Below are 15311 nucleotides of genomic sequence, written 5' to 3' on the forward strand. Positions count from 1 at the left end.
CTTCAATTGATCCAACAAATAAATGCATGAATAAAAGATCAAAAAATGAAAAATTATTTTAAAACTGTCTCGATTGCATGTGCCACACCATCTTCATCATTAGATAACGTTTCGAACGAACATGAATTCTTCACACCTTGTTCTGCATTCCCCATTGCAACGCCACGTCCGACAATTTCCAGCATAGACAGGTCATTATAATTATCACCGATTGCCATAACGTCAGCTAAATCAATATTCTTATCCTCTAAGAATAATTGAAGTGCAATACCTTTTTGAGCTTCTGGGTGGTTAAACTCTGCATTATCATATCCAGAAGATGTTACAACCACTTCATCACGATCTTTAAAAGGAGCTTTTATTTTATCTAGTCCATTTGCTTCTAAAGAGAAAGCTAAAGCTTTAAAAACTTCTAGTGATTGGTCTTCAAGTAATGCGTGAAAATCATTTGTAAATTGAAAATCATCTTCTTGAAAGCGCTGTTGCGCCCGATGCTCTACTTCTTCAGCAGAAACGTCTGGATGTGAAGATAAGATAATATTCACAATAATTTTCATAAAATCTTTTCGATCTGTTGAAAAGACACCACGGCTCGTATAAAGCTCAAAGTAGGCTTGATGTTCTTGGCATAGAGCTAGAATTTCTTTACTAACAGATTTAGACAAAGGTATACTACGGGTAATTGTTCCGTTCTCTGTATAGATATTAGCTCCATTTAAACAGATGATTGGACATGTTAATCCAGCTTGTTTTAATGGTTTATGCGCAGCATGATACGATCTGCCGGTCGCAACGATCACAGTGATTCCAGCCTCCTGTGCTTTTCGAATGGCTTGTGCATTTCTACTACTTATCTCTCCTGTAGTAGACAATAATGTTCCATCTAAATCTGTCGCAATAACTTTCATTATGTTGTCCTCCTAATTATGTAGATAATTTTTATCCCGGAGCAACCATACGTAAGGGCACTTACTTCAAAACAACGATCATAGCGAGTTGTTTACGTGTGAGTAACAGACGCTAGCACCCCGAATGGCTCTACTAACAATCAGTGTGGAATACCTAAAAAACCCCACTGATTGAAGTTTCATTTTATCTCCATTATTAGCATACCTGAGAATTGATGAATGAACAATTACATTCACTCCAAAATAGTAGGAAACGCAATAAATATGAAGCTAACGAGCCGATTGTTATATCGTTTGAAAATAAAAGTGTATAATAAGTTTTAAAATAGGAGGTGTTTAGATGATTCCTAAACCTTTAGTACAAGTAAATCAATGGTTCTTAGTACTTTCCACAGCAATTGCATTGATCTTCTTCAACTATTTATTGTTTATTCCGTTTATTGTTGGAGTTGTAACACTTACAACAAAACGCAATCCAGTTATAGCGTTTGCTGCACGTTTTCTGAAGAAAACAAATAAATCCTATCCTCAAGAGGATAAAAATCAACAACTATTTAATCAAGCAATTGCAACGACCTGTTTAGCAATAAGTATAATAGCATTTTATTTTGAATTAACTTTCATCGGCTATTTGTTTAGTGTAATGGTTATTTTAGCTGCTGGTATAGCATTAATGGGCTATTGCATCGGATGCACGATACGATATCGCTATATGATGTGGAAATATCGTAGGCAAAATCAAAACACTTAGATAATGGATGAGAGCTTTCTCTTTTGAGAGAGCTCGTTACTTTATCCGGAGCAACCGTCCAATACCCCCACTTCAAAACAACGAGAATACCACGATGTTTCAGTGGGAATAACGGACGTTAGCATCCCGAAAGATTCAAGGGTCAGTCTTTAGGACATGCTTTAGGACTAACAATCAATTGCGGAATGCCTAAAACTTTCACTGATTGAATTTTCACTTTATTAAGCCAAGGGTTTTTAATCCGTTGTAAATCCCATTATCGTCTACGCTAGTGGTTCGATATTTTGCATAAGAAAACAAATCAGGATGAGCATTTTCCATCGCAAAACTTGTACCGACGACTTGAAGCATTTGTTTGTCGTTCAAACCATCACCAAAAGCTATTGCCTGTTCAGGTGAAAGTTTTAATAAATCAAGAACATGACGAATCGTATTTCCTTTATTTACTTGATCTTGAATAACATCATAACTATGGGTGAGCCCATGAACATTTACCTGTGAAAAGAAAATAGGAGCGTCTGTCTCATATAATTTCGGCTCATTTTCTTTTAAGTTCATTAATGTAATGCCAAGAATTTGATCATTGTATTTGGGATCATAGCTTGCATTCTCTTTTAAATCAAAATAGTGAATGAATTGTTGCACGACATCTGTATGGATTTCTGTAAACAAATTTTGCGATGTAGTGTATAGGACCATTTCGTGATCATGTTTTGCACATATTTCTATATAATGATTAACAATTTTTGGATTCATAGGACGATTATAGATTATTTCTTTTCGATAACTAGCGTAAGCACCGTTATAACCGATGAAAGAACGAACATCGAGTTCTTCAGCAATATGGTAAACTTCATGTAGAGGTCTACCGGTTGCTAAAAAAATCTCTATTCCTTGTTGTTTTATCTGCTTGATTGCCTCTTTAGTCGAATCTTCAATTGTATGATCTGCTTTTAATATAGTTCCATCGATATCAAGAAATAGCACAGAATAATTTGACATGATAATCTCCTTCATTTCTTCATTTCAAGTAAAGTAATTTTATCACAATCTATCTAGAGAATAAATGATGATGGTCTGTTTTCGTACTATTGTATATGGTATAGTATTGCTTAGAGTCTAAAAATATCTGACTCTTATGAAACTAACTGTATGATAAGGGTTTTTTAAATACATAGATTTGAAGATATATAAATAATAAGGGGACTTTAATGTGGGCAGCTTTAATCAACAATTTATTTTTTCATTACTTATTATCGGTCTCGGCTATCTTTTAAAAAGGACTCATTGGTTTAAAGATAATGATGGAGAGGCTGTTGCGCGTGTAATCTTTAATGTGACATTACCGGCACTTATTGTTGTTTCGTTTCATAACCTTGTTTTTGAACCATCATTAATGCTCTTAGTAGTAGCTGGAATAGTGTTTGGATTCCTATTTGCCTATTTAGGAATACGATTGTTCAGAAATGAGTCGAAAGGAATAAAAGGCATGCTGATTATGATGCTGCCTGGATACAATATTGGTTTATTCGCTTATCCCTTAGTCGAAGGTTTTTGGGGAGCGGATGGGGTTAAGTATTTTGGTATGTTTGACGTAGGAAATGCTTTTATCGTGTTCGGCCTTGCCTATCTGCTTGGTAGTTTTTATTCGGAGGATGATGTTACTTTTACTGTAAAGGATATGGTGAAAAAGTTGTCTAATTCCATTCCTCTGGTCACCTATTTTGTAATCTTTATTTTAAATTTTATTAATTTCTCTATACCAGATCTCATACTAGATACGGCATCTATCTTGGCTGGTGCGAACATGCCATTATCACTGTTATTGTTAGGTATGTACATGAATTTTAATTTTAATAAGGAATATGTACGATTAATTACAAAGTATGTGTCGATTCGTTATGGTGTTGGTCTGTTTATAGGTATTTTAATCTTTTTCTTTTTACCAATCGAGATGATGATTCGTAACACGTTATTAATTGGTATGATATTACCAATGCCTTTGTCATTACTACCTTATTCTGTGGAATTTGGTTATGATAAACAATTTGTTGGAACAACATCCAATGTGACGATGCTATTAAGTTTCTTCTTAATATGGATGATTGGAAACTTTGTTTTTTAGTACGGTACACAGTGCCTTTTCATAGGCACTGTGTATTTTTATGAAAAAAAAAGCGAAATGCGACAAAATTAACCATAAATATGCTACAGTATTAATAATAACTGATTTTAATGTCAACAAATAGTAGGTGAGTAGATGGAAAAGAAGCAAGTCTTGTTGGTGGCAATTGCAATGATGTTATGCATCGGTATTATTGTACCACTTATTTTAAGTAACCAGACTGGCGCACAAATGTCCAGAACAGATTATCAGGGACCAGAAAGTCGTGTTCGCAATCAAAACGGTACAGATCATAGTAAACCATATCGTGAACGAAGTAATAAAAGCACTTTATCTTTTTTTACTGAACAGACAGTAACTGATCAGGACGAGAAAGATAGGGAAGAAGATGAAATGCAAGAATTAGAAAATGAATTTGAGGATCAACAATCGGAACAATCGGATGTCGTTAATCCAGTTCAAAACAATCAAGAGACTAGTTCAAATGGGAATTCTTCTTCACGCTCTACATCGAATTCTGAAGAAACCAAGGATCAGAAGGAAGAACGTACAACGTCTTCTAAAAAAGAACTTGAGCCAGAACAAGAGTCGAAACCCAAACCCGATCCGAAGCCAGAGTCAAGACCAGATCCCGATCCGAAGCCAGAACCAGAACCAGAACCAGAACCAAAGCCCAAGCCAGATCCTGAACCAGAACCAGACACACAGCCAAAGCCCGAGCAAGAAGATGATTCAGGAGAAGAAGAGCAAGAAGATGTAAAAAAGGATAGTCAAGAGAAAGAGGGTGAGGAAAAAGAAGAAGACGATATAGTAGAAGATAAGGATGACAAATAGCAAGTGTAAGGGTGGGGATATATTTAAAAGATTTTTTATTTGTTTCACTCGACATCGACATAGGTTTTACTATTTTTTATAAAAGGATGATATGAAAATGGCGAGAATTACCTGTGACTTTTTTTCAGATACCTTAATGTTGAATACAACGATGACTGTTCTCTTACCCGAACAGACTACAAAACAATTTGACATAAAAAATAAAAAGCGGACAAAGAACTTGCATCCTACACTGTATCTGCTCCATGGATTTAGTGATGACCATTCTATTTGGACGCGTCGAACCTCCATTGAGCGGTACGCAGCAGAGCATGGCCTTGCAGTTGTCATGCCTGATGTAGACCATAGTTTTTATACAGATATGAAATATGGTAAAAATTATTGGACATTCTTAACAGAAGAATTACCTCGAGTTGCTCAAGAGCTATTTCCTTTATCTGATCAGCGTGAGGACAATTTTGTTGCAGGATTATCAATGGGTGGATATGGCGCAATGAAATGGGCGTTAAATAAACCAGAAAAATTTGCTGCTGCCGCTACATTGTCTGGTGTTGTTGATCTTGTTAGTCATGTGAAAAATAAGGAAGAACCATTGGAGCAAACGCTCTTTCATGTATTTGGAGAGGAAGACATTGAGGGAAGTATGCATGATGTACTGCATTTACTAAAGAAAGTAGATCAATCTAGTGGTCCTAAACCTAAAATATATCATGCCTGTGGTACGGAAGATTTTCTGTTTGAAGGGAATAAGTTATTTAAGTCGATTGCAGATCAGACAAAATTAGATGTTAAAACTACTTTTGATGTTGGAACACATGAATGGGGATACTGGGATGAGCATATAAAAAGAGTATTGCAATGGTTACCGCTAAAAGAGGAATGAATGGAAAAGTTAAATTGTTAAGAAACTCCTAGAATCACGCTATCTTATTTGTTCAAAAATAGTTAATCTGTCTGCGCATTCCTTAGACTTTCCTCCTATAATAATCGGAATGAAGAAAAACACGAATTACTATTCAATTCATTGCATGGAGATTGCCGGTGAGATTTTGTATAGCGCGTAATCGCTCCATGGAAAGTGAAATTAGGCTAAGGGAAGATGGATTTGAACACAAAAAAAGATCGCTTCATATAAAATGAAGCGATCTTTTATTCAAAAGCTCTAATTAGTTTTTTTCAACGTTAGCAGCTTGTGGTCCGCGGTTTCCTTCTTCGATGTCAAATGTTACGCTTTGACCTTCTTCAAGTGTTTTAAAGCCGTCGCCTTGGATTGCTGAGAAGTGTACGAATACGTCGTCTTGTCCTTCAACTTCGATAAATCCAAAACCTTTGTCTGCGTTAAACCATTTTACTGTTCCTTGTGCCATATTACTTTTCCTCCTAGTGTGGATTGTCCACACAATGTATTACTATTCTTGCTCATGCATCAAAACGAAAACTTTCACGTTGCTAGTTACTTGAAGTGTTTTGTCGAACAAAATAGCTAATGCAATTATAACAAGATGATCTTTAGAATGCAACCCCTTACCAAGGTATTTTGAGAAATAATCCAAAAAAACTGTAATATAGGCTTTTTTTAACATCTTTATTGCGATTTTGAACCAAAATAGTTATAATAAAAAGATTGAAGATCTATTGGAAGAGTAAAATGTGTAAATGAGGGATTATAGAGATGAATCGAAAGCAATCCATTTATGGATTAACAAAAAAACAATTAACCGATTGGTTATTAGCTAATGGTCAGAAAAAATTTCGTGCAAAGCAAATTTGGGACTGGCTATATCAAAAACGCGTTACTTCATTTGATGAAATGAAAAACGTGAACAAAGATTGCCGGGAGTTATTAGCAAACACTTTTGAAATAGAAACATTGGAAGAAGAAATTGTACAAGAGTCCAAAGATGGTACAATAAAGTTTCTTTTTAAATTGACAGATGGGAATTTAATTGAAACCGTTCTAATGCGTTTTTCGTATGGGCTATCTGTCTGTGTAACGACCCAAGTCGGTTGTAATATAGGTTGTACATTTTGTGCAAGTGGATTATTGAAAAAAAATCGAGATTTAACTAGTGGAGAGATTGTTGGGCAAATTATGAAAGTTCAGCATCACTTGGATTCCCGTGGGAAAGAAGAGCGAGTTAGTCATATTGTCGTAATGGGAATTGGTGAACCTTTTGATAATTACGAACATACGATGAATTTCTTGCGTGTAGTAAATGATCAAGAGGGCTTATCCATTGGGGCGAGACACATTACTGTTTCTACTAGTGGTTTAGCTCATAAAATCCAAGCATTTGCTGATGAACCAATGCAAGTAAATTTAGCAGTGTCTCTTCATGCACCGAATGATGAGCTCCGTACCCGAATTATGAAAATTAATAAAGCTTTTCCAATTAATAAATTAATGGATGCGATTGATTATTATTTAAAGACGACAAATCGTCGGATCACTTTTGAATATATTTTATTAAAAGGCGTGAATGACGGGAAACAAGAAGCAATCCAACTTGCGAAATTGCTTAAAGATAAAAGGCATTTATCGTATGTTAACTTGATTCCATATAATCCAGTGGAAGAACACAATCAATATGAGAGAAGCACAAAACAATCCATTTTAACCTTTTATGAAACTTTGTTAAAAGAAGGGATCAATTGTGGGGTTAGAGTGGAACAAGGGTCCGATATCGATGCAGCATGCGGACAGTTGCGTAGTAAACAATTAAAGAAATCAAATGAAATCAAACAAAAGGACAGTTAGAATCATTAACTGTCCTTTTGTTGTGTTGAGACGGAAAAAGCTTAAGAACGACAAAATAATTCACTATTCGAATTGAAAAAAATTTTTAAGTGAAGTCCGTAAAAGTTCTTCCTGTTTGTCTCTGATATAACTCTTTTCCAGCTATTGTATTAACAATTTGCACATTACGGTCGACTGTTAAAGCAAGGTTTGTTGCACTACTACCATGTGAGTGTTCTAAGTTTGTTTGTGTGAAAAAATAATTGTCTTTATTACTAGCAGTGTCCTCCTGAAATATAAGTCGATAATCTTTTGTAACTTTATACCTCTTATCATCCTCCCAAACAATTTTATCTTGGAAGCGAGTATAAAACCAATCCGGTATGTTTGGGACATAACCAGTAGCTAAAATAACTTTTTCACTTACATACTGTACGGATTGCTTTTTTTGCCATTGATAACAATCAAGCACGTATTTTTGATCAACAGTTGTAATTCCCTTTACTTCAATCAACGGGCGAATGATAGTATTCGATGGATTGCCTTGAATGGATTGATGATACAGAAGTTCATATAGTTCATGTAAAGTGGCTTCTTGTACACCATTTCGTAAAGGCTCAAGTAATTCAAGTGCTTCCTTTCTCTGAGCAAAGGATAAGCGGTGAAAATAATCAACATAATCTGGGGAAAATATTTCTTGTCCAAGCTTCGACTGATCCAGTTGAAATAATCCAGCACTTCTTGTCAGCCAGGTAAGCTGATAGTCATAATCTTTCTGTGTCTTCAGTAAGTCTAAAAAAATTTCTGCAGCACTTTGTCCTGATCCAACCAATGTAATGGATTGTGCTTCTTTTGTTGTCTTTTTATGGAATAGATATTGGCTAGAATGATGGACATCTTCATTCGGATGTTGTTGTGTATCAGAGATGGTAGCCGGCTTTGTACCGGTGCCAAGAACAATATGTTTAGTAAAATATCGTTCCACTGCATTCTTTTTCTTGTTTTTAACTTTGACTTCATAATATTGTTGATGATCGATCACGTCAACTACTTCTGAACCAAAATGACAATGAGTTAATTGGTTTGCGACCCATCGGGCATAGGCGTCATATTCTTGTCTTGGAATCTCAAACTTATGTAGAAAAAAGAATGAGTAAAGACGTTGGTGTGTGTGTAAGTAGTTCAGATAGGTGTAAGGACTCTTGGGGTTTGCGATGGTGATTAAATCAGCTAAAAAAGAAACCTGTAAATTTGCACCATCAATTAACATACCTGGATGCCATTCAAATTTGTTTGTCTGTTCAAAAAACAAACCGTTGATTCCTTCTTGTTCATCAATCAGTGCAGCTAAACCTAAATTATATGGACCAATACCGATACCAATTAAATCATATATATTTTCTCTCATTATGACCCCCCTTTTCTTAATCAAAACCCACACTGCTTGAATTTTGACTTTACGGTAGATATACCCGAAAACAGGATAAAATAATCGAAACACTAGGATAATAAACGAATAGATAGTAGATTATGAAAAGTATGATCAAAAATTGTTGCAAGGGTACATTTCCTATGATATTCTGAAATGTGCAATCGTTTGCCGTTAAACCCTATTAGTAATAATAAAGGATGAAAATTCATTGGTTCTATTGATAATTTGTTGAGTTTATAAAAAGGAGGGAAAAGTCCGTGTGGTGGAAAGAAAGCGTTGTCTATCAAGTTTATCCACGCAGTTTTAATGATAGTAATAATGATGGAATTGGAGATATTAAAGGTATTATTGAGAAGTTGGATTATTTAGCATTTCTTGGGATTGACGTAATTTGGTTGTCACCAGTATACCAATCACCTAATGATGATAATGGCTATGATATTAGTGATTATCAGGCAATCATGGATGAATTTGGAACGATGGAAGATTTTGATCAGCTTATTGCAGAAGCAAACACTAGGGAGATCAATATTATGATGGACTTAGTCGTGAATCACACATCTGATGAACATCATTGGTTTATCGAAGCAAAAAACAATAGGAATAGTCCTTATCGTGATTATTATATTTGGAAAGATCCTTTGCCAGACGGATCAGCGCCAACAAACTGGGGAGCTGCCTTTGGAGGAAGTACATGGGAATATGATGAGAAAAGTGGTCAATATTACTTGCATTTATTTAGCAAAAAACAACCAGACCTCAATTGGGAGAACCCTGCTTTAAGAAATGATATTTATCAAATGATGCTTTATTGGTTAGATAAAGGTGTGGCTGGATTTCGTATGGATGTAATTAACATGATCTCGAAAGATCCAAGTTACCCAGATGGGGTAGAGCAAGCTACTGGCTATGGAGATGGAGGGCCGTATTATTTTAATGGCCCAAGAGTTCATGAGTATTTACAAGAAATGAATCAAAAAGTACTTCGTAAGTACAATACAATTACGGTGGGAGAAATGCCTGCAGTAAATGTGGAAGAAGCGAAATTATACACTGGGAAAGAGCGAAATGAATTAAATATGGTGTTTCATTTTGACCATGTTAGTTTAGGGGACGGGAAATTAGGGAAATGGACACCACAAGAATGGAAGTTAACCGAACTAAAAGCAATATTTTCGCGTTGGCAAGAAGGATTAGAAAATGAAGGTTGGAACAGTCTTTATTGGAGTAACCATGATCAACCTCGTGCTATTTCACGTTTTGGTAATCCATCACGACAATATCGAGAACGATCTGGGAAAATGCTGGCGACATGTCTTCATATGTTAAAAGGAACCCCGTACATTTATCAGGGTGAAGAAATTGGAATGACGAATGTCCAATTTGATTCGATCGATAACTATCGAGATCTCGAGACCATTCATGCTTATCATGATTATACAACTAATGGGTTATTAACAAAAGAAGAGATGTTAGAGGCGATTCATAAGAGAAGTCGTGATAATGCTAGGACTCCCATGCATTGGAGTGATGAACCAGAAGCAGGTTTTACAAACGGTGTGCCTTGGATTCCTGTTAATCCTAACTATAAAACAATTAATGTTCGCCGAGCATTGGCAGATAAAGAGTCAATCTTTTACTATTATCAAAGATTAATTAATTTAAGAAAAAAATATTCGGTGATTGTACATGGGAAATATCAATTACTTCTTCCTGATGACGAACAACTCTATGCCTATACTAGGACATGGAATGATGAGCGTCTACTCGTGATCTGTAATTTTTCAGATCAAACTGCGATGTTTCAATTACCTGATACAATTAAGCATCAAACAGAAAAGATATTGATTGCAAATATGGATCTTGATATAGAAAGAGATCTGAAAGCTTTTACATTACAACCATATGAAGCCGTTGTATATATACTAAACTAATGAAAAATGGGGACAACTATGATGAACAGAAAGTGGTGGAAAGAGGCAGTTGCCTATCAAGTTTATCCTCGGAGTTTTCAAGACTCAAACGGGGATGGAATTGGTGATATCCAAGGAATTATACAAAGACTAGACTATTTGAAAGAATTGGGAATTGATGTTATTTGGGTAAGCCCAATATATCAATCACCTAATGATGATAATGGTTATGATATTAGTGATTATCAAGCGATTATGGATGAATTTGGTACAATGGAAGATTTCGATCAACTCCTAGTTGAAACACATAATCGTGGAATGAAGTTAATTATGGATTTAGTAATCAATCACACATCTGATGAACATCCATGGTTTGTTGAATCGCGTTGTTCAAAAGATAACCCTTACCGTGATTATTATGTGTGGCATCCCGGAAAAAACGGTGAAGAGCCAAATAATTGGGAATCCATCTTTAGTGGATCTGCCTGGGAGTTTGATGAAAAGACGGAAGAATATTATCTTCATGTTTTCTCAACAAAGCAACCTGATTTAAATTGGGAAAATCCGAACGTTCGAGAGAGTTTGTATGAAATGGTTAATTGGTGGTTAGATAAGGGAATCGATGGGTTTCGAGTAGACGCTATTTCGCACATCAAAAAAGAACCAGGTTTCCCTGATATGCCAAATCCATATGGGAAAAAATATGTTCCTTCTTTTCAAGGACATATGAATCGTCCCGGGATTGATAGATTTTTAACTGAGTTTGCTAATAAGACGATTCGCAACTATGATGTAATGACAGTAGGAGAGGCAAATGGTGTTACGTTAGAGGATGCTGGTCAGTGGGTTGGTGAGGATAACGGATATTTTAATATGATCTTTCAGTTTGAACATTTAGATTTATGGGGGAAAAATGTAAGTGGTGGTTTAGACTTATCGGCATTAAAACAAACATTAACGAAGTGGCAAACCGGATTAGATGGAACTGGTTGGAATGCGTTATTTCTAGAAAATCATGACCAACCCCGTTCTGTTTCGACCTGGGGAAATGATAATGGACTAAGGAAAACTTCAGCCAAAGCTCTTGCCACATTATACTTTTTAATGCAAGGTACACCATTCATTTATCAAGGGCAAGAAATTGGTATGACAAATGTTCAATTTGAGACGATTGAAGAATATAATGATGTGGCGATGAAAAACCTCTACAAGATGGAACGAGCTATTGGAAAAAGTCATGAAGATATCATGAATATTATTTGGAAGAATGGTCGAGATAATTCTAGAACTCCGATGCAGTGGTCAAGTGAGCCACAAGCTGGTTTTACTACAGGTACGCCTTGGTTAAAAGTAAACCCTAACTATCCAGATATTAATGTCAAACAAAATGTAGAAGATCCGAATTCGATTTATCATTATTACAAAAAAATGATTACACTTCGAAAAAAAACACCAACGCTTATTTATGGAAGTTATCGACTTGTAGCTAAAGATCATGAACAAGTTTATGCTTACACAAGATCGGATCAAACGGGTGCTTTTATCATTATTGTAAATATGTTTGCTCAACAGACTAGTTTTACCTTGCCAACTGATTTGACGGTTGATACCCTGGAATTGAGTAATTATCAAATCGATAATGAATTTGCCCGAGAATTCCAGTTAAGACCTTATGAAGCTAGAGTATATCGACTTAAATAATATTGAAAACAGGTACCATTATTTAGAGTACCTGTTTTTTTTGTAGAGAAAAGGATGAGTTTTTTGTTAAGATCCCAAGGGTTAGGAACTTTTATCAAATAAAGAGAAACTTCAATCAGTGGAGGTTTTTAGATATTCCACCACTGATTGTTAGCCCTAAAGGATGACCTAAAGGATTTTGAACCATTCGGGGTGCTAGCGTCCGCTACTCCCACTGAAACAACTTGGTATTCTTGTTGTTGTGAAATGGGAGTCTTAGGGACGGTTGCTTCGGGATAAAACTAGAAATAGGAATTATTCTCTCCTTTTTCTAATAACGTCCACTTACAAATACCATGTTCTATTAAGTCAATAGCCTTAAAGACAACTAACCCCAATATGCTTATTGCGATAATTCCAGCATACATTTCTAAGTAATTGATTCGAATCCAAGCATCCATGATAAAATATCCAATTCCATATCTGGTAGCATAATTTTCTGCAAAAAATAGGACTGAAATACTTGTTCCAACACTAATTCTAAGAGCGGTTAGTAATTTTGGAGTTATTGCTGGAAGAATAAGGTGTCGATATATTTGTACCTTGCTAGCACCTAAGGAACGAATAGAATAGAAAAGTTCTTTACTTAGACCTTTTACACTGTCACGGATGGTGACTAAAATTTGAAATAAAATGATTACAGTAATTAAGATAATTTTTGACGTATTCCCTAGTCCAAATAAAATCATAAAAATAGGTAAAAATGCAATCTTAGGCAATGGATATAAAAGATAGACGACTGGTCCAAAGATGCGATCCAATTTATTGTGGAGACCAAGAAATAATCCAAGTGAAACCCCGATCACAATTGCAATAAAAACAGATACAGAAATACGAAGTAAGCTTGCTCCAACATGTAATAACATATCTCCTTGAAGTAATCGGAAAAATGTTACAAATGTATGAAGCGGATTTGGGATTATAGTGGACTGAATAAATAGATGACATAGATACCAAAAAGTAATGACAAATAAACTCGCATAAATGGTTTTGTATTTTGATAAGAAAGTTTGTATCATTCGGTTTGCCCTTCCATTAATTGACGTACTTTGACACAAGTTTCGTGAAAACTTTTCTTCTTTCGGAGATCCGGATCGCCAAAATGTTCATTTTCAACAATTGCTCTAATACTTCCAGGATTGGGTTGCATAACGATAATCTTTTGTCCTAGAAAAACCGCTTCTTCAATATTGTGCGTAACAAATAAGATCGACAGCTTTTTTCGATAATAAGTGTCCACCAATACATGTTGTAATTCTTCACGTACAATTGCGTCAAGTGAAGAGAAGGGCTCGTCCATTAATAATAAATCTGGTTCTATTGCGAGTGCTCTAGCAATGGCAACACGTTGTTGTTGTCCGCCGCTAAGCTGTACAGGATATTTATTTTTTTGATCGATGATATGTAATTGTTTTAGTATCTTACTTACTTTTGTTTGAATATCTTTTTTTGGAAGTTTTCGAATTTGTAAACCTAAACTAGCATTCTCCCAAACTGTTTTCCATGGCAAGAGTCCATAGGATTGTAAGATAACCCCTGTTTCTTTGCGCGTGCCATTTACTGCTTCTCCGTTAATTTCTATTGTTCCGGATTGAGGTTTGATTATACCAGCTAGTGCATAAAGTAAGGTGCTTTTACCACAACCTGAAGGTCCGATTATTGCAATACTTTCTTGTGAGCCAACGTGTAATTGAAGATGATCAAGTACGGTATGATTCCCGTACTTGATCAATAAGTCTTTTACTTCAATCATTGATTTAGAAACTCCGAGGTAATCATTTCTTGATAATCGACATCAAGCTCCATATCTTGTACTTCTTCCACCCAGGAGATCACTTGATTTACATAATCTTCACTAGGTACTCTTGCTAATTGATAGTCTGGCAAATGAATAAGTTCTCTGATCTCTGGATTTAAGTCGAGTTCGGAAAGTAGAGCGTCAAGTGCTAAATTATGATCTTCTTGGATTGCTTCGACAGCTTTGTTGTAGCCTTGAACAAACTTTGCGATTGCCGTATGGTTATTTTGGTATGACTCCGTTGTAAAGACCATCGCTTGTAACGAAGAACCATTATCATCGGTAACCGTAATATACTTTGTTAAACCATTTAACTCGCCCGTTGATGCGGCTGGCTCTGGGATGAAACCAATATCTAATTGTCCAGTATTAATCATTTCAAGTCGAGCTGGGATTTCGTTAATAAATACTTTGTTAACATCATAGTTAGGTGCTACATAATAATCAGCCAAATAATTTGACACACTTATTTCCATAAGACCTAGGTCCTTGGTGCCTTCTCCATCAAAATCTTCTTGTGTTAAAAACGCAAAGCTTCCGTCTGTGCTAGTGACAAGTTTGGTTTCAAAACCGTTATGGTGATTATTTAATACAGCAACTAAATCTGTCATTGCTCCATCTAATTCGTTAGTTTGTAGTGCGCTTTGACGGTTGTTTGCATTGGAATAGATAGTTACCTCTAAATCTAGTCCCAATTCCTCAAAATACCCCTCACTTTCAGCAACGAAGATTGGCGCACCATCGACAGCGGGCATAATGCCAATTTTAAGCGTATCATTTTCCTCTTCGGATGTAGAAGGATTGTTTTCTGCTTGTTCTTCAGAATTACTCCCTTCCTCTGTTTCGTTAGTATTACATCCTACTAACACTAAAATAAGTAATCCCATGATCAGAATAAAACTTCTTTTTCTCATTTTTCTCCCCCTAAGTTTATGAAATTTTCGTCTTTCTATTTACAAAAATCAACATTCTTTCTCATTTTAATCACTGCCAATGAAAAAATCAATGTGAAATGATGAACTTTTATGTACATTTTATGAATTAAAGTGTGTAAAATAATGTATGATACTCTA

The 15311-nt window shown here is 35.5% G+C and carries 14 protein-coding genes; 7 read left to right on the forward strand and 7 right to left on the reverse strand.

From position 1 onward, the window contains the following. Nucleotides 1-53: 53 nt before the first annotated feature. On the reverse strand, nucleotides 54-908 hold the full coding sequence (locus OWO01_RS00705) for a Cof-type HAD-IIB family hydrolase (protein ID WP_268778491.1): 855 nt from the start codon (nucleotides 906-908) through the stop codon (nucleotides 54-56). Between the two features lie 340 nt (nucleotides 909-1248). Between OWO01_RS00705 and OWO01_RS00710 the strand changes: the two genes are divergently transcribed. Further along, nucleotides 1249-1659: a DUF4395 domain-containing protein gene (locus tag OWO01_RS00710; RefSeq protein ID WP_268778492.1), complete on the forward strand. Its 411-nt coding sequence runs from the start codon at nucleotides 1249-1251 to the stop codon at nucleotides 1657-1659. A gap of 213 nt (nucleotides 1660-1872) precedes the next feature. Here OWO01_RS00710 and OWO01_RS00715 read toward each other — a convergent pair whose 3' ends face one another. Further along, nucleotides 1873-2661 carry an HAD family hydrolase gene (locus OWO01_RS00715; protein WP_268778493.1) on the reverse strand — a complete coding sequence of 263 codons (789 nt, stop codon included), beginning with the start codon at nucleotides 2659-2661 and terminating at the stop codon, nucleotides 1873-1875. Between the two features lie 211 nt (nucleotides 2662-2872). On the opposite strand from OWO01_RS00715, the gene OWO01_RS00720 reads away from it, so the two are divergent. From OWO01_RS00720 to OWO01_RS00730, 3 genes are all read left to right on the forward strand, one after another. Beyond that, on the forward strand, nucleotides 2873-3784 hold the full coding sequence (locus OWO01_RS00720; protein WP_268778494.1) for an AEC family transporter: 912 nt from the start codon (nucleotides 2873-2875) through the stop codon (nucleotides 3782-3784). Between the two features lie 135 nt (nucleotides 3785-3919). After that, complete coding sequence (locus tag OWO01_RS00725) at nucleotides 3920-4618, forward strand: hypothetical protein (protein WP_268778495.1); 699 nt, start codon at nucleotides 3920-3922, stop codon at nucleotides 4616-4618. Between the two features lie 97 nt (nucleotides 4619-4715). Beyond that, entirely contained in the window at nucleotides 4716-5501 is a 786-nt protein-coding gene (locus OWO01_RS00730; RefSeq protein WP_268778496.1) for an alpha/beta hydrolase, read from the forward strand. Between the two features lie 283 nt (nucleotides 5502-5784). Here OWO01_RS00730 and OWO01_RS00735 read toward each other — a convergent pair whose 3' ends face one another. After that, the gene (locus OWO01_RS00735) at nucleotides 5785-5985 is read right to left on the reverse strand and encodes a cold-shock protein (RefSeq protein WP_091494684.1); all 201 of its coding nucleotides are present in this window, start codon (nucleotides 5983-5985) and stop codon (nucleotides 5785-5787) included. Between the two features lie 305 nt (nucleotides 5986-6290). Here OWO01_RS00735 and rlmN point away from each other — a divergent pair, with 305 nt between their 5' ends. Further along, a complete protein-coding gene (gene rlmN / locus OWO01_RS00740) occupies nucleotides 6291-7376 on the forward strand; it encodes a dual-specificity RNA methyltransferase RlmN (protein ID WP_268778497.1) in 1086 nt (361 codons plus the stop codon). Nucleotides 7377-7461: 85 nt separating this feature from the next. On the opposite strand, the gene OWO01_RS00745 is transcribed toward rlmN, so the two are convergent. Continuing rightward, nucleotides 7462-8763 (reverse strand): lysine N(6)-hydroxylase/L-ornithine N(5)-oxygenase family protein, encoded by a 1302-nt coding sequence (locus OWO01_RS00745; RefSeq protein WP_268778498.1) that lies wholly within the window; start codon nucleotides 8761-8763, stop codon nucleotides 7462-7464. Between the two features lie 281 nt (nucleotides 8764-9044). On the opposite strand from OWO01_RS00745, the gene OWO01_RS00750 reads away from it, so the two are divergent. Together OWO01_RS00750 and OWO01_RS00755 are read left to right on the forward strand one after the other, a co-directional pair. Beyond that, the gene (locus OWO01_RS00750; RefSeq protein ID WP_268778499.1) at nucleotides 9045-10721 is read left to right on the forward strand and encodes a glycoside hydrolase family 13 protein; all 1677 of its coding nucleotides are present in this window, start codon (nucleotides 9045-9047) and stop codon (nucleotides 10719-10721) included. Nucleotides 10722-10742: 21 nt separating this feature from the next. Next, nucleotides 10743-12401, forward strand: a complete 1659-nt coding sequence (locus OWO01_RS00755) for a glycoside hydrolase family 13 protein (RefSeq protein WP_268778500.1) — start codon at nucleotides 10743-10745, stop codon at nucleotides 12399-12401. A 281-nt stretch (nucleotides 12402-12682) separates the two neighbouring features. On the opposite strand, the gene OWO01_RS00760 is transcribed toward OWO01_RS00755, so the two are convergent. The 3 genes from OWO01_RS00760 to OWO01_RS00770 are packed head-to-tail and all read right to left on the reverse strand — an operon-like array spanning nucleotide 12683 to nucleotide 15152. Beyond that, a complete protein-coding gene (locus tag OWO01_RS00760; RefSeq protein ID WP_268778501.1) occupies nucleotides 12683-13459 on the reverse strand; it encodes an ABC transporter permease in 777 nt (258 codons plus the stop codon). Beyond that, nucleotides 13456-14193 carry an ABC transporter ATP-binding protein gene (locus tag OWO01_RS00765; protein WP_268778502.1) on the reverse strand — a complete coding sequence of 246 codons (738 nt, stop codon included), beginning with the start codon at nucleotides 14191-14193 and terminating at the stop codon, nucleotides 13456-13458. The genes OWO01_RS00760 and OWO01_RS00765 overlap by 4 nt, the downstream gene beginning before the upstream one ends. Further along, nucleotides 14190-15152, reverse strand: coding sequence for an ABC transporter substrate-binding protein (locus tag OWO01_RS00770; RefSeq protein ID WP_268778503.1), 963 nt, complete (start codon nucleotides 15150-15152; stop codon nucleotides 14190-14192). Before OWO01_RS00770 ends, OWO01_RS00765 begins: the two co-directional genes overlap by 4 nt. Nucleotides 15153-15311: the final 159 nt, after the last annotated feature.

Origin of the sequence: Natronobacillus azotifigens (genome assembly GCF_026805325.1) — a bacterium.
In the GTDB taxonomy this organism is placed as follows: Bacteria; Bacillota; Bacilli; order Bacillales; family Amphibacillaceae; genus Natronobacillus; species Natronobacillus azotifigens.

Bases quoted from the DNA above. Each gene is read 5' to 3' on its own strand.
- OWO01_RS00725 (WP_268778495.1), top strand. From the start codon at position 3,920: ATGGAAAAGAAGCAAGTCTTGTTGGTGGCAATTGCAATGATGTTATGC.
- OWO01_RS00715 (WP_268778493.1), bottom strand. From the start codon at position 2,661: ATGTCAAATTATTCTGTGCTATTTCTTGATATCGATGGAACTATATTA.
- OWO01_RS00760 (WP_268778501.1), bottom strand. From the start codon at position 13,459: ATGATACAAACTTTCTTATCAAAATACAAAACCATTTATGCGAGTTTA.
- OWO01_RS00755 (WP_268778500.1), top strand. From the start codon at position 10,743: ATGAACAGAAAGTGGTGGAAAGAGGCAGTTGCCTATCAAGTTTATCCT.
- OWO01_RS00745 (WP_268778498.1), bottom strand. From the start codon at position 8,763: ATGAGAGAAAATATATATGATTTAATTGGTATCGGTATTGGTCCATAT.
- OWO01_RS00765 (WP_268778502.1), bottom strand. From the start codon at position 14,193: ATGATTGAAGTAAAAGACTTATTGATCAAGTACGGGAATCATACCGTA.
- OWO01_RS00705 (WP_268778491.1), bottom strand. From the start codon at position 908: ATGAAAGTTATTGCGACAGATTTAGATGGAACATTATTGTCTACTACA.
- OWO01_RS00770 (WP_268778503.1), bottom strand. From the start codon at position 15,152: ATGAGAAAAAGAAGTTTTATTCTGATCATGGGATTACTTATTTTAGTG.
- OWO01_RS00735 (WP_091494684.1), bottom strand. From the start codon at position 5,985: ATGGCACAAGGAACAGTAAAATGGTTTAACGCAGACAAAGGTTTTGGA.
- OWO01_RS00710 (WP_268778492.1), top strand. From the start codon at position 1,249: ATGATTCCTAAACCTTTAGTACAAGTAAATCAATGGTTCTTAGTACTT.
- rlmN (WP_268778497.1), top strand. From the start codon at position 6,291: ATGAATCGAAAGCAATCCATTTATGGATTAACAAAAAAACAATTAACC.
- OWO01_RS00730 (WP_268778496.1), top strand. From the start codon at position 4,716: ATGGCGAGAATTACCTGTGACTTTTTTTCAGATACCTTAATGTTGAAT.